Source organism: Streptomyces sp. NPDC004561, from assembly GCF_053602155.1.
Genome location: NZ_JBSGDB010000039.1, coordinates 16,370 through 32,923, shown reverse-complemented (window position 1 = coordinate 32,923; position 16,554 = coordinate 16,370). Strand labels below are relative to the sequence as shown.

14 protein-coding genes and 3 pseudogenes are annotated in these 16,554 nt (G+C 70.7%); 10 read left to right on the top strand and 7 right to left on the bottom strand.

The genetic code is table 11. The features are described from left to right. Nucleotides 1-76: 76 nt before the first annotated feature. Nucleotides 77-727 (top strand): TetR/AcrR family transcriptional regulator, encoded by a 651-nt coding sequence (locus ACWEN3_RS08280; protein ID WP_452967215.1) that lies wholly within the window; start codon nt 77-79, stop codon nt 725-727. Here the strand turns inward: ACWEN3_RS08280 and ACWEN3_RS08275 are convergent. Then, nucleotides 693-1,331 (bottom strand): TetR/AcrR family transcriptional regulator, encoded by a 639-nt coding sequence (locus ACWEN3_RS08275; RefSeq protein ID WP_452967212.1) that lies wholly within the window; start codon nt 1,329-1,331, stop codon nt 693-695. The two genes, ACWEN3_RS08280 and ACWEN3_RS08275, sit on opposite strands and share 35 nt — an antisense overlap. 138 nt (nt 1,332-1,469) lie before the next feature. Between ACWEN3_RS08275 and ACWEN3_RS08270 the strand changes: the two genes are divergently transcribed. The 6 genes from ACWEN3_RS08270 to ACWEN3_RS08245 all read left to right on the top strand — a co-directional run bounded on the left by ACWEN3_RS08270 (nt 1,470) and on the right by ACWEN3_RS08245 (nt 8,325). After that, nucleotides 1,470-2,615, top strand: coding sequence for a VOC family protein (locus tag ACWEN3_RS08270; RefSeq protein ID WP_452967209.1), 1,146 nt, complete (start codon nt 1,470-1,472; stop codon nt 2,613-2,615). Further along, nucleotides 2,612-3,550: a fumarylacetoacetate hydrolase family protein gene (locus tag ACWEN3_RS08265; RefSeq protein WP_452967207.1), complete on the top strand. Its 939-nt coding sequence runs from the start codon at nt 2,612-2,614 to the stop codon at nt 3,548-3,550. Before ACWEN3_RS08270 ends, ACWEN3_RS08265 begins: the two co-directional genes overlap by 4 nt. Beyond that, a complete protein-coding gene (gene mhpA / locus ACWEN3_RS08260; protein WP_452967204.1) occupies nt 3,547-5,154 on the top strand; it encodes a bifunctional 3-(3-hydroxy-phenyl)propionate/3-hydroxycinnamic acid hydroxylase MhpA in 1,608 nt (535 codons plus the stop codon). Before ACWEN3_RS08265 ends, mhpA begins: the two co-directional genes overlap by 4 nt. 16 nt (nt 5,155-5,170) lie before the next feature. Further along, nucleotides 5,171-7,204 carry an acetoacetate--CoA ligase gene (locus ACWEN3_RS08255; RefSeq protein ID WP_452967201.1) on the top strand — a complete coding sequence of 678 codons (2,034 nt, stop codon included), beginning with the start codon at nt 5,171-5,173 and terminating at the stop codon, nt 7,202-7,204. Then, nucleotides 7,201-7,548, top strand: a complete 348-nt coding sequence (locus ACWEN3_RS08250) for a DoxX family protein (protein WP_452967198.1) — start codon at nt 7,201-7,203, stop codon at nt 7,546-7,548. Before ACWEN3_RS08255 ends, ACWEN3_RS08250 begins: the two co-directional genes overlap by 4 nt. 72 nt (nt 7,549-7,620) lie before the next feature. Then, the gene (locus ACWEN3_RS08245) at nt 7,621-8,325 is read left to right on the top strand and encodes a hypothetical protein (protein WP_452967196.1); all 705 of its coding nucleotides are present in this window, start codon (nt 7,621-7,623) and stop codon (nt 8,323-8,325) included. 72 nt (nt 8,326-8,397) lie between these two features. Here ACWEN3_RS08245 and ACWEN3_RS08240 read toward each other — a convergent pair. The 3 genes and pseudogenes from ACWEN3_RS08240 to ACWEN3_RS08230 all read right to left on the bottom strand — a co-directional run. Then, a pseudogene (locus ACWEN3_RS08240) lies at nt 8,398-8,677 on the bottom strand (4-hydroxy-2-oxovalerate aldolase); the annotation flags it as partial. Between the two features lie 480 nt (nt 8,678-9,157). Continuing rightward, nucleotides 9,158-10,177, bottom strand: coding sequence for an aldo/keto reductase (locus tag ACWEN3_RS08235; RefSeq protein ID WP_452967194.1), 1,020 nt, complete (start codon nt 10,175-10,177; stop codon nt 9,158-9,160). Nucleotides 10,178-10,204: 27 nt separating this feature from the next. Further along, entirely contained in the window at nt 10,205-11,104 is a 900-nt protein-coding gene (locus ACWEN3_RS08230) for a helix-turn-helix transcriptional regulator (protein WP_452967192.1), read from the bottom strand. A gap of 321 nt (nt 11,105-11,425) precedes the next feature. Here ACWEN3_RS08230 and ACWEN3_RS08225 point away from each other — a divergent pair, with 321 nt between their 5' ends. Together ACWEN3_RS08225 and ACWEN3_RS08220 are read left to right on the top strand one after the other, a co-directional pair. Further along, nucleotides 11,426-11,638: a hypothetical protein gene (locus tag ACWEN3_RS08225; protein WP_452967190.1), complete on the top strand. Its 213-nt coding sequence runs from the start codon at nt 11,426-11,428 to the stop codon at nt 11,636-11,638. Then, nucleotides 11,635-12,837, top strand: a pseudogene (locus tag ACWEN3_RS08220) (MFS transporter); the annotation flags it as partial. The gene ACWEN3_RS08225 and the pseudogene ACWEN3_RS08220, both read left to right, overlap by 4 nt. Before the next feature lie 51 nt (nt 12,838-12,888). On the opposite strand, the pseudogene ACWEN3_RS08215 reads toward ACWEN3_RS08220, so the two are convergent. The 3 genes and pseudogenes from ACWEN3_RS08215 to ACWEN3_RS08205 all read right to left on the bottom strand — a co-directional run. Next, a pseudogene (locus tag ACWEN3_RS08215) lies at nt 12,889-13,512 on the bottom strand (peptide deformylase); the annotation flags it as partial. A gap of 64 nt (nt 13,513-13,576) precedes the next feature. Continuing rightward, nucleotides 13,577-14,452, bottom strand: a complete 876-nt coding sequence (locus ACWEN3_RS08210) for an LLM class flavin-dependent oxidoreductase (protein ID WP_452967188.1) — start codon at nt 14,450-14,452, stop codon at nt 13,577-13,579. Between the two features lie 136 nt (nt 14,453-14,588). Further along, the gene (locus ACWEN3_RS08205) at nt 14,589-15,608 is read right to left on the bottom strand and encodes an aldo/keto reductase (RefSeq protein ID WP_452967187.1); all 1,020 of its coding nucleotides are present in this window, start codon (nt 15,606-15,608) and stop codon (nt 14,589-14,591) included. 181 nt (nt 15,609-15,789) lie between these two features. On the opposite strand from ACWEN3_RS08205, the gene ACWEN3_RS08200 reads away from it, so the two are divergent. After that, a complete protein-coding gene (locus tag ACWEN3_RS08200; RefSeq protein ID WP_452967185.1) occupies nt 15,790-16,380 on the top strand; it encodes a TetR/AcrR family transcriptional regulator in 591 nt (196 codons plus the stop codon). Nucleotides 16,381-16,554 lie beyond the last annotated feature (174 nt).

The window sequence follows — 16,554 nt, the reverse complement described above, 5'->3', positions numbered from 1 at the left end:
GCCTGGTCAGCGCCCGCCCGAACGTCGGCACGCGTGTGCGTCCCGTCAGCGACTGGGACCGTGGGGAGAAAGAACCATGCAGGCGACCGACACCCCGGGCCGTACCTGGCAGCGCAAGGATGCTCACTCCAACCGCCGACGCATCCTCGCGACCGCCCGGCAGAAACTGCGGGAGGACCCGGACGCGAGTCTCGACAGCATCTCTCAGGCGGCCGGCGTAGCCCGGCGCACCCTCTACGGACACTTCCCCAGCCGGCATGCGCTGATCGCCGACCTGACACAGGAAGCAGGCCATGAACTTCGGCAGGCGTTCGCCGGAGCCCGTACCGCGGATGCCGACCCGGTCGAGGCGATGACACGGATGGTGCTGGCGGCATGGACGGTGGGCGACCACTACCGCGTGCTCATCGCCTTGGGACGGCGCCATCTGGGAGAGGGCGAGATCCGCACCACCCTGGCACCGGCCCGCGCAGAAGCCGTCGCAACCCTACGGCGCGGTCAGCGCGAAGGCGTCTTCGCGGACCACCTTCCAGCACCCGTGCTCGCCCAAGCACTGGAGGCACTCATGCTGGCCCTCGCCGAGGAGAACGCCGCATGCCCGTGGGCGGACCCCACTGGTGAGGCCGCGGCAACCGCGTTCCTCGTCGCCGCCGGCGTAGCACCACAGAGGGCCGCGCTTCAGGTGCAGGAGGTCATCGGGCGAGTTCGGGCAGCGGGCGCCGGGTGACCTCATGGGCGTCGTCCGGGGCGACACCGAGCATGCGTAGGACCATCTCGGCCAGGTCGGAGGCGGCCTCGTCGCCGTCGAGGTCCGGGCGGTCCAGTCTGAGAGCCACGAGGGACAGCAGGGTGCCGCCCAGGGCGGACAGAGCGGTGGTCGCGTTGTCGCAGGTGAAGCGGCCCGACGCGATGCCGATCTCCAGGTCGCGCAGGGCGCGCGGCGAGAGACCGCTGTCCGAGTGGATGTGGGACAGGCCGCGGTCACGCAGGATCCGCATGAGTTCCGGGTGGGAGTCCGCCATCCGGGCAGTGAGCCGGAAACCGGCCGCGACCAGCTCGGCCGGGTCGTCGATGCCTTCCACGCGCGCATCGATGACCTGCCCGAACTCCTCCAGGGCGTCCGACACCGCGGCGTCGAACAGCTCCGTCTTCGACTCGAAGTGGTTGTAGAAGGATCCGAAACCGACATCGGCGCGCGCGGCGATGGCCTGGATGCTGGCGCTGGTGTCCCCGGTCTCCGCGAGGATCTGCCGGGCCGCACGGACGAGCGCCTGACGGGTCTCGGCGCGGCGCCGCTCGAAGCGGTTCTTGGGCGGGGCTGACGTCGGCATACGGCCCAGTGTAACCATCGCGACGATGACTCTGCCATTACTGATGAGATCCTCAATTATTTGGGCTGCACCTATTGACGATGAGAAACGCCAGAGTTGATGATTTCCTCATTACGGCAGTGTTGCTTGGAGGACACCATGTCCCACATCCCCGTTAACAAGGGCGGTCCTCTGACGCCCCACCAAGACCTCCACAGTGAGCAGGGCGCCCTGCGCGGAGAGCACCCCGGACGAGCCCGGAATCCCGTGATCAAGGTCGCGGACCTGGCCTGGCTGGAGTTCGAGAAGCCCGACCTGGACCGGGCCGAGGTGTTCGCCCGCGACTTCGGCTTCGCGATCGCCGCCCGCACCCAGCACGAGCTGTGGCTGCGCGGCACGTTCGCCGGCTCACCCTGCATGGTCATCCGGCGCGGGCGTGCCTCCCGCTTCCTCGGACCGGCGTTCCGCGCGGCCGAGCGGGCCGATGTCGACCGGCTGGCCGCCGCCGTCGGACACACCGTCCGGGACATCGACGTCCCCGGCGGCGGCCGGTCGGTCGCCCTGTTCGACCCCTCGGGACTCCCGGTGCGGGTGGTGCACTGCGCCGAACCGCTGCCCGCGCTGCCCGGGCAGCAGCCGCTGATCCTCAACACCGGCATCGAAGGCCGTCGTACGAACACCACCCAGCGCCCGCCCCGTAAGCCGTCCCGCATCCAGCGCCTCGGCCACGTGGTGCTGGAGACGCGGACGTTCACCCGCACCCTGGACTGGTACCTGGACACCCTTGGCATGATCGTGTCCGACTTCCTGTTCCTGGACGGACAGCGCCAGCGCGGGCCGACCATGGCGTTCATCCGCTGCGACCAGGGCAGCCTGCCCGTGGACCACCACACCCTCGCCCTGCACCTCGGGCCGGGCACCGGCTACGTCCACTCCGCCTACCAGGTCACCGACCTCGACGCGATCGCCGCCGGCGGGGAGTACCTGGCCGAGCGCGGCTACCAGCGCAGCTGGGGCATCGGCCGGCACATCCAGGGCAGCCAGCTCTTCGACTACTGGCGCGACCCCGACCGCTTCATGCTGGAGCACTTCGCCGACGGCGACCTGTTCTCCTGCGACCTCGAACCCGGATGGGCACCGATGTCGGCGAGCGGCCTGGCCCAGTGGGGCCCGCCCGTCACCCGCGACTTCCTGGGCACCAACCCCTCCCCCGCCAAGCTCCGCGAGGTCATGACGGCCCTGCGCGACGACAACGAACTCGACCCCGCACGCCTGCTGGGCCTGATGAAAGCGATGAGCTCATGAGCACCAACGTGCTGCGCACACCCGACGGCTGGTGGGCCGTCCGAAACGAGCGCGCCGTCCGCATCGAGACCAAGGCGGTCACCACCGCCGAACTGCTCGCCGACCGGGCCGCCGTCCGGGAGGCCGCCGCCTCCGGCGAGCGCGGCACACCCGTCGCCGACCTGGTGGCGCTGCCCCCGGTCACCACCCCCTGCCGGGTGGTCGCCCAGATGGTCAACTACCGCAGCCACGCCCGCGATTCGGGCTTCACGGGCGACATCCCGCCCACCTTCTTCCGCAAGGCGTCCGGCTCGGTCAGCGGCCCGCACGACACGATCGTCCGCCCCACGCACGTGAACTTCCTCGACTACGAAGTCGAACTCGGCCTCGTCATGGGCGCGACGCTCCCGGTGGGCACGGTTGTGGAGGAGCAGGACCTTCCTTCGTACGTCGCCGGGCTCGTCCTCACCAACGATGTCAGTGCCCGCGACGTCCAGCTGACCAAGACCCAGTTCTACGAGAGCAAGTCCTACCCCACCTTCACGCCGACGGGTCCGTACCTGGCCCTGCTGGAGCCGGAGGACTTCGACCGTCTGATCGACCTGCGACTGCGGCTGTCGGTGAACGGTGTAACGCGTCAGGACCGCACCCTGGCCGACATGATCGTGCGGCCCGCGCAGGCGCTCACCCTGCTCGCCCGCTTCCAGACCCTCGACCCGGGCGACCTGCTGCTGACCGGTACGCCCGGCGGCACCGCCCTGAAGGCCCCGCCCAAGCCGGTCGAGAAGATCGCCGCGCTGCTGCCGCCCGCGCTGAAGTGGAAGGCGTTCTTCAACGGCCAGGCCAAGAACCCCCGGTATCTGCGCGACGGTGACCTCGTCACCGCCTCGATCGCCACCCCCGACGGGCGGATCGACCTGGGCGAGCAGCGGACCGCTGTGGCGGACGCGACGTGAGCGCCGCATCCCGGAGACCGGTAGTGATCATCGGTGCGGGACCCGTCGGAGTCACGGCCGCGCTCCTGCTCGCCCGGCACGGAGTGCCCAGCCTGCTCCTCGAACGCCACCGGGACGTCTACCCCCTGCCGCGCGCCGTCGTCGTGGACGACGAGGTTCGCCGGATCCTGCAGAGCGTCGGCGTCCACGAGGAGTTCGCCACTCTCGCCAGGCCGGCGCCCGGGTTGCGGCTGCTGGACGCCCGGCGCCGCGTGATCGCCGAGTTCCCACGGTCCCTGCACGGCCACCACGGCTTCCCGCAGACCAGCATGTTCGACCAGCCAGAGCTGGAACGGCTGCTGCGCGACGCCCTGGCCCGTCGCCCCGAGTGCGAGCTGCGGGGCGGGGTGGAGGTCGTGTCCGTCAGCCAGGACACCGACGGAACGGCTCCGGTCCGGGTCACCTTCCGCCGCGACGGCAGCGATGAGGACGAGCACGTGTGGGCCGACGCCGTCCTCGGCTGCGACGGCGCGGGCAGCATCACCCGCGACGCCATCGGCGCCGTGTGGGAGGACCTGCATTTCGAGGAGAGCTGGCGGGTCATCGACGTGCGCACCAGCCTCCCGGTGCGCACCTGGGAAGGCGCCGAGCAGATCTGCTGCCCCACCCGCCCGGCCACCTTCATGCGAGTCGGCGAAGACCGCTACCGCTGGGAGTTCCGACTGGCCGAGGGTGAGACCTTGGACGGCCCGGAAGAGCTGGAACGGCTGCACGAGCTGGTCGCCCCCTGGGTCGACCTGCCGTCCGCTGCCCACGGGGGCGGGGGCGACGACTTCGAGGTGATCCGGCAGGCGCGGTACACCTTCCGGGCCCGCCTCGCCAACCGGTGGCGCCGTGGGCGCGTCTTCCTGCTGGGCGACGCGGCGCACCTCACCCCGCCCTTCATCGGGCAGGGCCTGTGCGCGGGCCTGCGCGACGCCCGCAACCTCACCTGGAAACTCGCCCGCGTCCTTCAGCAGGGCGCGGACGACCGACTGCTGGACACCTACCAGCAGGAGCGCAAGCCGCACGCCCGCCACGTGATCCGTGTCGCGGTCGCCGTCGGCTGGGCCATGACCGGCGGACAGGACCGCGGTGCGGCCATCCGCCGGGCCGTGGTGGGCGCGGCCTGCCGCATCCCCGGTGTGACCGCGGCGGTGAGCCGCGACCTCAGTCCCACACTGACCGCCACTCCGCTGGTACGACGCCGCCCCCGGCTGACCGGCCGCTCACTGGCCGGCACCTTCTGCCCGCAACCCTGGGTGATCGTCGACGGCAGGCGGGTGCGCCTCGACGACATCCTCGGGGACTCCTTCACCGTGCTGACCGCCCTGCCGCCCATGGCACGGATGATGGGCGTGGCCACGGCCCTGGGCGCATCCGTGATCCATGTCGGCGACCTGGACGACGACGGCACGCTGGCCGCCTGGCTGGCACGCGGCCGGGCGGACGCCGTCCTACTGCGCCCCGACCGCGTCGTGATGGACACCGTCCCCACCGGCACCGGCGACTTCACCGACGCCGCCGCCTGGGCTCCCCTGCTGCACACGGCCCGCCGCCCCGCCGAAGCCCGGCCCGCACCCTGACGAGGAACACCACACCATGACCACCCCGCACTCCACGCCCTATCCGGAGCCCTTCCTGCCGCCCGACCCCCAAGAGGCCGCCGGCAGCCGCATCGCGGACTTCGCCCGCTGGGCCGCCCGGCACCAGGGCGCCGAAGGGATTCCGGACCCGACCGACTACCAGGCCCTGCACCACTGGTCCGTCACGGACCTGGAAGGATTCTGGGCGGCGGTGTGGGAGTACTTCGACGTCGACGCCACCACTCCGTACGAGCGGGTGCTGGCCGAGGAAGCCATGCCCGGCGCCCGCTGGTTCCCCGGCGCCACCCTCAACTACGCCCACCACGCGCTGCGCAACCTGCACCCGGACGCCCCCGCGATCACCGCACTGGACGAAACCGGAGCCGGCTACGAGATCACGGGCCGACAGCTGCGCGCCCAGGTCTCCTCCGTCGCAGCCACCCTGCGCGACCTGGGCGTCGGCCAGGGCGACCGGGTGGTCGGCTACCTGCCCAACACCCCCCACGCCGTCATCGCCTTCCTCGCCACCGCCAGCCTGGGCGCGGTGTGGTCGGTGTGCGGCCAGGACTACGCGCCCAAGGCCGCCGCCGACCGCTTCGCCCAGCTCGAACCCACAGTGCTCATCACGGCGGACGGCTACCTCTTCAACGGCACCGCGCACGACCGCCGCGCAGCCTCCCTCGACCTGGCCGCCGCCCTGCCCACTCTCAAGGCCACGGTTCTGGTGGATCACCTGGGCCTTGCGTGGGCCCAGACCCGGGCCGCCGGACTCACGGTTCCCTGGGAGGACGCGGCGACCCGTACCGAGCACCTCACTATCGCCCCGGTTCCCTTCGACCACCCTCTGTGGGTCGTCTTCTCCTCCGGCACCACCGGCCTGCCCAAGGGCATCGTCCACGGGCACGGCGGCGTCCTGCTGGAGCACCTCAAGACCCTCGGCCTGCACTGCGACCTGGGCGTCGGTGACCGACTGGTGTGGTACACCACCACCCACTGGATGATGTGGAACCTGGTCGTCTCCACCCTGCTGACCGGCGCCACCACCTGTACCTACGACGGCAGTCCCGCGCCGGTCGCGCGCCCGGACATCCTGTGGGAGCTGGCGGCCCGCCACAGGATCACCGTCTTCGGCTCCAGCCCCCAGTACCTGCTGGCCATGGCCAAGCTCGGCATCGAACCCTCCGTGCACGACCTGTCGGCGATCCGCGTCATAGGCTGCACGGGTTCCACCCTGCCGGCGTCCGCCTACACCTGGGTCCGCGACCACGTCGGCACAGGCATCCAGCTGGCCTCCACCAGCGGCGGCACGGACGTCGTCTCCGGCTTCGCCGGCAGCGCCCCCACCACCCCGGTGTGGGCGGGTGAACTGTCGGCTCCCAACCTCGGCGTGGCGCTCGCGGCGTACGACGGCACGGGACGGCCGGTCGTCGACCAGGTCGGCGAACTGGTCGTCACCCGCCCGATGCCCTCCATGCCGCTGTACTTCTGGAACGACCCCGACGGCAGCCGCTACCACGACGCCTACTTCACCGCCTACCCGGGCGTGTGGCGGCACGGCGACTGGATCACCCTCACCTCCCACGGCTCAGTGATCGTCCACGGCCGCTCCGACGCCACCCTCAACCGCAACGGCGTACGCCTGGGCAGCGCCGACATCCACGACATCGTCGAACGCCTCCCCGAGATCACCGAGGCCCTCGTCATCGGCGCGGAGGAACCCGACGGCGGCTACTGGATGCCGCTCTTCGTGGTCCTCGCCGACGGGATCGAGCTGGACGATTCCCTGTGCGACCGGATCCGCGACGCGATCCGCACCGGCGCCTCACCCCGCCACGTCCCCGACGAGATCACCGCCGTACCGGCCATCCCGCACACGAAGACCGGCAAGAAACTCGAGGTCCCGGTCAAACGCCTCCTCCAAGGCGCCCCCGCCGACCAGGTCCTCAACCCCTCCGCGGTCGACAACCCCGACCTGATCGCCTACTTCGCCGGCCTGGGCGCCGAACGCCGCCAGGCCCGCCGCCCGCACACCCCCGAAGGCGCCTCGTGATCCTCTCCGCCTCGCTGACCTGTCTCATCGCGTTGATCTTCGCCCTGCTGGGCGTGGCCAAGATTCTGGCCCTGGGTCCGATGCCCGAGCTGGCCGCCCACGCCGGCTTCACCACCGCGGCCTACCGGGTCATCGGCACGCTGGAGCTGGCGGGCGCCATCGGCGTGGCCCTCGGCCCGGTCGTACCGCTGTGCGGCGGCCTGGCCGGTATCGGGCTGCTGATGCTGCTCGCCGGTGCCGTGACCACGCACGTACGCAAGGGCGACGGGCTGACCAAACTCCTCCCCGCGGTGACATGCTCTGCTTTGGTCGCCTGGTATCTCGTACTCCTCGCCAGCCTCTGACCCGTTCCGAGGGACTGTAGGCCTCCACTCGTCCTGTTAGCGAGCCCACGGTGGGGCTGGCAGACTGAATCTGTGGTTCCGCTGATGGTCGCGGCGGATCAGATCGCGTCCTCATCGCTTACCGGCGCCAGTGTGGTATCAGTCTGCGCACTGCTCTTCACCGTCGCGTCGTTCTGGTGGCTCAACGCCCGACAGGGACGCCTGCAGGCGTGGGAACCTCATTCCTTCGCGGCGATCGTCCACGGTTCCACGGCACGCCTAAGACTGCCGCTCGTCCTGCACAACACCGGTCCCAAACCGATCGTCGTGCAGGACCTCATCCTGACTTTCCCTGATGAGCCCGCCTCTCATCTGCCGCTCCTGTGGGTGTCCTCCACGTCCCGGCTCCAACCGGGGCCGGACGAGGAGACGAAGCTGCCCGCCGGATTCGTCGTGCCCGGCAGAGAAGCGCAACAACTCTTTCTCGAGTTCGAGGCACCGTTTTCCGGATTCCTCCCGGAGGCCCGTGACTACAAGGCTCAGCTCCAAGTTCGGGTCGGCCACCGCAAGGGTTGGCGCCCCCTGCTGACGTTCAGCTTGAGGGCCGCCAACATCATCGATCCAGATCGCTACACCGTCTACAACAACGCACCGGTCGAGCTGACGAAGGAAGATCAGAGGAGAGCGGACGCCGCGCTTCTCGAGCTGCTGGAAGAGCACGGGGACGGCTCCCCTCCGGGCGGCGGGAAACAGGGAGAGCCTCCGAATGACGAAGGTGACGCCGACACGAGCCGCTGACATCGCCGTCCGCCCTCTGACGTGAGCAGCGGTGGCACCGGCCCCGCCGGGCCACCACAGCCACCGCACCGATCACTCGCGCCAGTCGACGCAACCGGCCGCCGCGAGGTCCAGCACAATGTCCGTGATCATGTCGGCCTGGCCGCCGACCATCCTGCGCCGGCCAGCTTCGATAAGGATCGCTCGGGTGTCCAGGCCGTGACGGCGCGCCGCGGCATCGGCGTGCCGGAGGAAACAGGAGTAACTGCCCGCGTACCCGAGGGCGAGCGTCTCGCGGTCAACCCGCACCTCGCGGTCCTGCAGGGGGCGGACGATGTCGGTCGGCAGCGTCCATCAGGCGGAACAGGTCACAGCTTCCGCGACCATGAACAGCCTGCGGACGAGAAGCCCGTGCGCCCCTCGGCGGGCACAGGCATCGCCTCAGACACCTCCCGGAGAGCGTTCGGCTTTGCAGCCACTCGCTAGCACCACGTACCACTCATCAAGATCCGGACCAGGTGCGGACCGACTCAGCCTGGCACTCGATGTTCCCGCTCTTTGTCGCAGGTCAGGAGCGAGGTCAGGCGTGTACCACCAGCAGACGAAGAACCTCCTGGTGTCGTACTCGCCGAAGAAGCTGGGCTTCTTCTAGAGCCTGAAGTCGGATTGCCTGGAGGCATCGTTGCGCTCCAGGCAACCCGCCACCGAAGGTATGTTCCGCAATCAACACGGCACCCTACGCGACTGCGCGGGCTCCAAGTGAATCCGTCCCGGGCCGACCACGGGCCAACCGGCGTCCTCCGCGCATGGTCCCGCCCGCCGCCTTCGACGAGGCACCACCGGCCGGATCATGTCAGCGTCGCCGCTGGTCGACCCGCAGCTCGAAGTCGCCGTAGCTGTTGTCGACCGGGTTGACGGTGACCCCGGGGGCGACGATCTCGTCGATGGCGTCGAGCACGTCGGAAGACAGCGTGACGTCGGCGGCGGGCAGGAACGCCTCCAGCTGCTCCATGGTGCGCGGGCCGATGATCGCCGAGGTGACGCCCGGGTGGTTGATGACGAAGGCGACGGCCAGCTCGATCAGGGTGAGGCCGGCCTTCTCCGCCAGGACGGCGAGCTGTTCGACGGCGTCGAGCTTGCGCTGGTTGGCGGGGGTGCTCATGTCGAAGCGGGCCTGGGGGCGCGCCGAGGAGGCGGGGCCCTCGGAGGCGTTCTTGCGGTAGCGGCCCGAGAGCCAGCCGCCGGAGAGCGGGCTGTAGGTGAGCGTGCCCATGCCGTGACGGCGCACGGTGGGGAGCACGTCCTCCTCGATGCCCCGGACCAGGATCGAGTACGGCGGCTGCTCGGTCACGAACCGCTCCAGGTGCCGCTCCCGCGAGGTCCACTGGGCCTCGACGATCTGGGAGCCGGAGTAGGACGAGGAGCCGATGTAGCGGACCTTGCCCTGGCGCACGAGGTCGGTGAGGGCGCCGAGGGTCTCGGCCACGTCGGTGTCCGGGCCGGGGCGGTGTACCTGGTAGAGGTCGATGTGGTCGGTACCCAGGCGCCGCAGGGAGTTCTCGACCTCGCGGATGATCCAGCGCCGCGAGCCGCCTCGCTGGTTGGGGTCGGCCTGGTCCATCGGCATGAAGAACTTGGTCGCCAGGAAGACATCGTCGCGGCGGTCCTCGAGGGCCTTGCCGACGATCTCTTCGGAGACGCCGGCGGAGTACACGTCAGCGGTGTCGACGAAGTTGATGCCCGCGTCGAGGGCGCGGTGGATGATCCGCACCGAGTCTGCTTCGTCCGCGTTGCCCCAGGGGCCGAACATCATCGCGCCCAGGCAGAGGGGACTGACCTGGACGCCGGTGCGGCCGAGCGGTCGGTACTGCATGGAGTGGTTCTCCTCGATCGATGGTGGTCAGTCGTTCCGGGAGGGCACGACGGTGCCGGTGCCCGCCCAGCTGGCGAGCAGGCTTAGTGCCTCGCGCTCCCGGGAGTCCGGTTCGGGCGTGTAGAAGTTGAGGCGGAGGCCGGGGTCGGACGGCAGGTCCATCGCCTCATAGGGCAGGGCGAGATCACCGACCAACGGGTGGTGCAGGTGCTTCACGCCGGAGCGGTGGAACTTCACGTCGTGGCGTGCCCACCGGCGGGCGAAGTCACCGCTCCTCGTCGTGAGTTCGCCGATGAGATCGATCAGCGCCTTGTCGTGCGGTGCCCGGCCCGTCTCGGTTCGCAGGAAGGCCACCGCGTCGTCGGCGCCCTTGTCCCAGTCGACCCAGAATTCCCTGCTCGCGGGGTCCAGGAACATGAAACGAGCACTGTTGACCGGCCCGCGCTGGGCGAACAGCGGCGAGTCGAAGACGGGTGCGTACAGCGCGCGGCCCAGTCCGTTGGTGGCCAGGATGTCGAACCGTGCGTTGCGGACGTACGCCGGTACGTCGGTCATGGAGTCGAGCAGCCGCAGGATCGTGGGCCGCACCCGGGAAGCAGTCACTGTGGGCCGCCGGCCTGAGAGCGTGGCCGCACGGGCCAGGTCGTAGAGGTGGGTGCGCTCGGCCTCGTCGAGCTGCAGAGCGTGTGCGAGGGACTCGAGGACCGAGTCGGAGGCTCCGCTGAGGTTCCCGCGTTCGAGCCGGACGTAGTAGTCGACGCTCATGCCCGCCAGGAGAGCGACCTCTTCGCGGCGCAGGCCCGCGACTCGGCGCTTCCCGCCGAAGACCGGCAGCCCAGCCTGCTCCGGAGTGATTCGAGCGCGCCGGGTGCTCAGGAACTCGCGGACCTCGGCGGCCAGGTTCTTCTTCCTGTCACTCTCAGTCATGGTCACACCCCGGGAGCTTGATGGGCAACGCGTGGGCAGGCGTGTCCTCGGACCGGTCGGCGTCGCACATGGGGTGGGTGAAAGCTTCGGCACGGGCGGCCAAGGGCACGGGGACCTCCTCTTGCTCGGGCGGTGTGGAGCCGGCCTGCACCCTCACGGTAGGTGCGCCGGTGAGCGCCTGCGAGGTACTGCCATTACCTGGAAAAGGAGTGACTCCCACCTGCGCGTCCGCCCGCGGTTCCCTGGAGAAGGCCCAAGGACTGCGAGTCCTCGATGGGCCCGATGAAACCGACCTGAAGGAACAGCGTGTGCGCAGCACTCATGTACGAAGCCGGCGACGTCCGCGCCGGGCATGGCGCCGACCCGTACCTCAAGGAAGCGCAAGGCCCTCAAGGTGCTGGTGCGGCGGTGACCAGGCAGTCTGTGATCAGCACGGGGGACGCCTCCGCGCGCCTCGGCGGCGCGTCGTCCGCCGCGTCGGCGATCACCGAAACGGACGGCAGGACGCTGACGACGGGGCTGGTGACGCGATGACCACCACCGCACAGCGCGCATCGGCGCATGCGGCGGCGCGACCCAACGGGACTCCGGCCCACGCGACGCTGATCCTCGCGATCATCTGTGTCAGCTACTTCATGGTCATCCTCGACAACTCGATCGTCTTCACCGGGCTGCCGCAGATCCGCTCCGACATGGGGTTCTCCGAGACCGGTCTGTCCTGGATCACCAACGCCTACGTCCTGGTCTTCGGCGGACTGCTGCTGCTGGGAGCCCGGGCCGGTGACCTGTTCGGACACCGCAGGGTGTTCCTGTTCTCCCTGGTCGTCTTCTCGCTGACCTCGCTCCTGGTGGGCGCCGCGCAGACCCAGTGGTGGCTGATCGGCGCACGCGCGCTCCAGGGCATCGGGGCTGCGGTGCTCGCCCCGTCCGCGCTGTCCCTTCTGACGCGCAGTTTCGCCGAGGGCCGGGCCCGTAACCGGGCGATGGCCGCCTACAGCGCTGTCGCCGGTCTAGGCGCCGCGTTCGGCCTGGTCGTCGGAGGGCTGGTCGCCGACCTGATCTCGTGGCGGGCCGGGTTCATCCTCAACGTGCCGGTCGGCGTCGTGATGGTGGTGCCGGCCCTGCGGTTCCTGCCCGAGACCGAACGCCGGCAAGGCCGCTTCGACATCGCCGGGGCAGTGCTGGCGACACTGGGTTCGACCGCAATGGTCCTCGGCATCGTGGACGCCGCCGACTTCGGCTGGACCGCCCCGCTGACCCTGGTGCCATTGGTGGTCGGCGTGTTGATGCTCGGGCTGTTCGTCCGCGTGGAGCGGCGGGCCGCGCAGCCGATCGTGCCGCTGCGACTGTTCGCCGGCCGGGAGCGCCGCGGCGCCTACCTCACCCGGATGCTCTACATGGGCGCGATGATGGGCTTCTTTTTCTTCACCGCGCAGTTCGTGCAGAGCGTCTACCACTGGACACCGCTGCAGGCCGGCCTCGCGTTCCTGCCGATGACGCTGGTCAACTTCGTTCTCGCTGTCCAGGTCCCGCGGCTGCTGGAACGGGCCGCCAGGCCGCTCGTGCTCCTGACCGGGGTTGTCCTGACCACGGTGGGCATGGCGTGGCTCAGCCGCCTCGGCCCGCACACCCCCTACCTGACGGGCGTGGCCCCGCCCATGGTGCTCATCGGCGCCGGCCAGGGCCTGACGCTGGCCCCGCTGACCTCCTGCGGCGTCGACGGCGTCGCCCCCGCGGACGCGGGGGCCGGCTCGGGCCTGGTCAACACCGTGCACCAGATCGGCAGCGCACTGAGCCGCCTCAGGGGTCGGCTGGGCCCACAGCGCCGCCACCGCCTCGTTCGTCGACAGGGAGCGCGGTTCCGCGCGGTCGAGGTAGAGGGTGCCGTCGAGGTGGTCCGTCTCGTGCTGGACGATACGGGCGGGCCACCCGGCGAACACCTCGTCGACCGCGCGGCCGTTCTCGTCCTCGGCGCGCAGCCGTACCTCGGTGTGCCGGGCCACCACCGCCTGCCAGCCCGGCACGCTCAGACAGCCCTCGAAGAACGCGGCACGGGTCGTGCCGACCGGCTCGTAGGCGGGGTTGACCAGGACCCGGAACGGCTGCGGGCGCCGGCCCCGGGCCACGGCGACCTCCTCCGGCACCGGCGCCGGGTCCTCGATGACCGCGATCCGCAGCTCCACGCCGACCTGCGGCGCGGCGAGGCCCACGCCCGGAGCGGCGTGCATGGTGTCCCGCAGGGCCTCGACGAAGCGGGCCAGCAGGGCGGGGCCCAGCTGACCGTCGTACGGCTCGGTGCCGGACCGCAGCACCGGGCGGCCGGCGGCGACGATGGGCAAGGGGCCGCCGGCGGCGAGGAGTTCCTCGACCCGCTCGGCGAGCGGTGCGTGATCACGGGAGGGTGCCATCGCGTCAGGATGCCATGCCGCCCCGTGAACTGGGGGATCTCCTTCAGCGAGCCCGCCCCGGCAATCAGGCCGGTGTGCCGATGAGTTCGTCGGCGACCCACCGCGCCACGCCGGCGGGGTAGGGCGAGGGCAGTCCGAGGACGATGTGACCGAAGCCGGCGTCGACCGCGGCGCCGATCGCGTCCCGGGTGGCGCCGGGCTCGTCGTAGGAGACGGGCAGGTGGATCGAGCGGGTGATCGAGGCGGGATCGCGGCCGATCGCGGCGCAGTAGCGGTCCAGCAGCGCGCTGCGCCGGACGGCGTCCTCGATGTCCCCGCCGGGGATGTTCCACAGGTCGGCGTGCTCGGCGACCACGCGCAGCGTCGCGGACGACCGTCCCCCGATGAGGATCGGCGGGTGGGGTCGCTGTACGGGCTTGGGGTTGCCGAACGCTCCGGTGAGGTGGTGGTGGGTGCCGTGGAAGTCGAAGGGCTCCTCCTCGGTCCACAGCCGGCGGATCACCGTGCAGGCCTCGGCGAGGCTCTCCACGGCGTGCGCGGAGTCGTGGAAGGGCAGCCCGTGGGCCTCGTACTCACGCCGGGCCAGGGGATGACCGGGGCGTGAGCCGACGCCGATGCCGAAGTCCAGCCGGCCGCCGGAGACGATGTCGACGGTCGTGGCGATCTTGGCCAGCACGGCGGGCGGCCGGAACCGGTTGCTGGTCACCATCACTCCGAGCCGCAGCCGGCTGGTGTGGGCGGCCAGGGCCGAGAGCAGCGTCCAGCCCTCGTAGGCGGGTCCGCCGGGGTCGCCCCAGATCGGCATGAGGTGATCGAACAACCATGCGTGCTCGATCGCCGGGACGGCGTCCGCCTCGCGCCAGACCCGCAGCAGGTCGCCGTAGTCGACCTGCGAGGGGGCGGTCATGATTCCGAAGCTGGTCCGGAGTGTGCGGGACATGGGGTTGCTGATCCTTTCGGCACGGCAGCGCCGGTCGGGGCGCGCCGACGGGGTGCGAGCGGAACGGCGTCGCGGCGGGAGCGATCCCGCCCCGGCGGGCGGGGCGGGAGGAAGCGCCCCCGCGCGACCCGGACGGTCAGCGGCGCCGCAGCGACGGGTCGAGCAGCGCGGGAGGCGTGTCGAACTTCTCGTGTGCGGCGAGGTCGGTTCCAGGGGCGACGACGGCGTCGATCGCGTCGAGCACGTCGGCGGAGAGCACGGTGTCCGCGGCGGCGAGCTGAGCGCGCAGGTGCTCCGGCGTGCGCGGGCCGATGAGCGCGCTGGTCACGGCGGGGTGGGCGGTGACGAATCCGAGCGCGAGCTGGATCATCGTCAGCCCGGCCCCCTCGGCGACTTCGGCCAGCCGCTCGACGGCGTCGAGCCTGGCCCGGTTGGCGGGGACGCGGGTGTCGAAGCGCTCCGGCATGAACGTCGAGCGGCTGGTGGTGATGTCCCGGCCCTCGCGGATCGCGCCCGACAGCCAGCCCGAGGCCAGCGGGCTCCACACCAGCACACCGAGCCCGTACTGCTCGGTCACGGGCAGGACATGGCTCTCGATCCCGCGCTGGAGTATCGAGTAGCTGGGCTGTTCGGTGACGTAACGGCTCAGACGGTGCTCGTGCGCGGCCCACTGGGCCTGCACGATCCGGTGGGCGGGGAAGGTGGAGGAGCCGAAGTAGCGGATCTTTCCCGCGCGTTGCAGGTCGGTGAGAGCCGACAGAGTCTCCTCGTCACCGGTGTTCGGGTCCCACCGGTGGATCTGGTAGAGGTCGACGTGGTCGACGCCGAGGCGGCGCAGGCTGTCGTCCAGCGCGGTGACCAGCCAACGGCGCGAGCTGCCCCGGTGGTTGCGCTCGTCGCCCATCGGCATGCTCGCCTTCGTGGCCAGCACGATGTCCTCGCGGCGACCGGCGATGGCCTTGCCGACCATCTCCTCCGACTCGCCGTCGCTGTACATGTCGGCGGTGTCGACGAGGTTGATCCCCGCCTCCAGGGCGGCGTCGACGAGGGCGGTGGCCTCGTCCTGGGTGGTACGCCCGATCCTGCCGAAGTTCATCGCGCCGAGCGCGAGGGTGCTGACCTGTACGCCGGTGCGGCCCAGGGTGCGGTACTGCATGAACGTGTCTCCTCAGTGCGGGTGAAGCCAGGTGGCGCGGTGGCGCTGTCCGACCTGGTCGCCGGATCCCTGCTCTGGCATCATGAGCAAACGGAACCTCGTTCCGGAACGATACGGAACACCGTTCCGCTTTGCAAGGGTGCTGGTGGCAGGGGTGCCTGCCGATGGAGGGAGTGGCGCGGTGAACGACAGCGACGAGGGCGCCGGACGCGCGGCCCCGTCTCGGCGCAAGGACGCCCGGCGCAACAAGGAGACCCTGCTCGACGCGGCCGCCGAGGTTTTCGTCGCCTCGGGCGTGGAGGCGCCGGTACGCGACATCGCGGCGCGGGCCGGCGTCGGGCTGGGCACGATCTACCGCCACTTCCCGACGCGGGCGGATCTCATCATCGCCGTGTACCGGCACCAGGTCGACGCCTGCGCCGAGGCCGGTCCGGCCCTGCTGGCGGCCGGCGCCGGCCCGTACGCCGCACTCGGTCAGTGGATCAATCTCTTTGTCGACTTCCTGGTCACCAAGCACGGACTCGCCGCCGTGCTCCAGTCCGACAACGCAGGCTTCGACACGCTGCACGTCTACTTCCTCGACCGCCTCCTGCCCGTCTGCACCGAGCTGCTCGAAGCGGCGGCCGCGGCCGGCGAGATCCGCTCCGACGTCACCGCGTACCAGCTGATGCGCGGCGTGGGGAACCTCTGCATCGGCGCGGACAGCGACAACCGCTACGACGCCCGCCGCCTGGTCGAACTCCTCGTGGCGGGCCTGCGTCCGGTGGGGTGATCGCGGGGTGGGGGGGGAGGGGCCTCGCCCTGTCGCCCGGCTGGTGGAGGAGCGCGACGGGGTGTGGGGCGGTCCGCGGGGGTCGGGTGCGTTGGAGGGCGGCGCCCTGCGAGACGGCGAGGGCCCGGTCCCCTGACGGGAACCGGGCCCAGAACGTGCCATGGACGTGCCGCG

What these genes read in the sequence shown, in the direction of transcription:
- ACWEN3_RS08280 (WP_452967215.1), top strand. Translation starts at nt 77, where the DNA reads ATGCAGGCGACCGACACCCCGGGCCGTACCTGGCAGCGCAAGGATGCT.
- ACWEN3_RS08275 (WP_452967212.1), bottom strand. Translation starts at nt 1,331, where the DNA reads ATGCCGACGTCAGCCCCGCCCAAGAACCGCTTCGAGCGGCGCCGCGCC.
- ACWEN3_RS08270 (WP_452967209.1), top strand. Translation starts at nt 1,470, where the DNA reads ATGTCCCACATCCCCGTTAACAAGGGCGGTCCTCTGACGCCCCACCAA.
- ACWEN3_RS08265 (WP_452967207.1), top strand. Translation starts at nt 2,612, where the DNA reads ATGAGCACCAACGTGCTGCGCACACCCGACGGCTGGTGGGCCGTCCGA.
- ACWEN3_RS08255 (WP_452967201.1), top strand. Translation starts at nt 5,171, where the DNA reads ATGACCACCCCGCACTCCACGCCCTATCCGGAGCCCTTCCTGCCGCCC.
- ACWEN3_RS08235 (WP_452967194.1), bottom strand. Translation starts at nt 10,177, where the DNA reads ATGCAGTACCGACCGCTCGGCCGCACCGGCGTCCAGGTCAGTCCCCTC.
- ACWEN3_RS08230 (WP_452967192.1), bottom strand. Translation starts at nt 11,104, where the DNA reads ATGACTGAGAGTGACAGGAAGAAGAACCTGGCCGCCGAGGTCCGCGAG.
- ACWEN3_RS08225 (WP_452967190.1), top strand. Translation starts at nt 11,426, where the DNA reads ATGTACGAAGCCGGCGACGTCCGCGCCGGGCATGGCGCCGACCCGTAC.
- ACWEN3_RS08210 (WP_452967188.1), bottom strand. Translation starts at nt 14,452, where the DNA reads ATGTCCCGCACACTCCGGACCAGCTTCGGAATCATGACCGCCCCCTCG.
- ACWEN3_RS08205 (WP_452967187.1), bottom strand. Translation starts at nt 15,608, where the DNA reads ATGCAGTACCGCACCCTGGGCCGCACCGGCGTACAGGTCAGCACCCTC.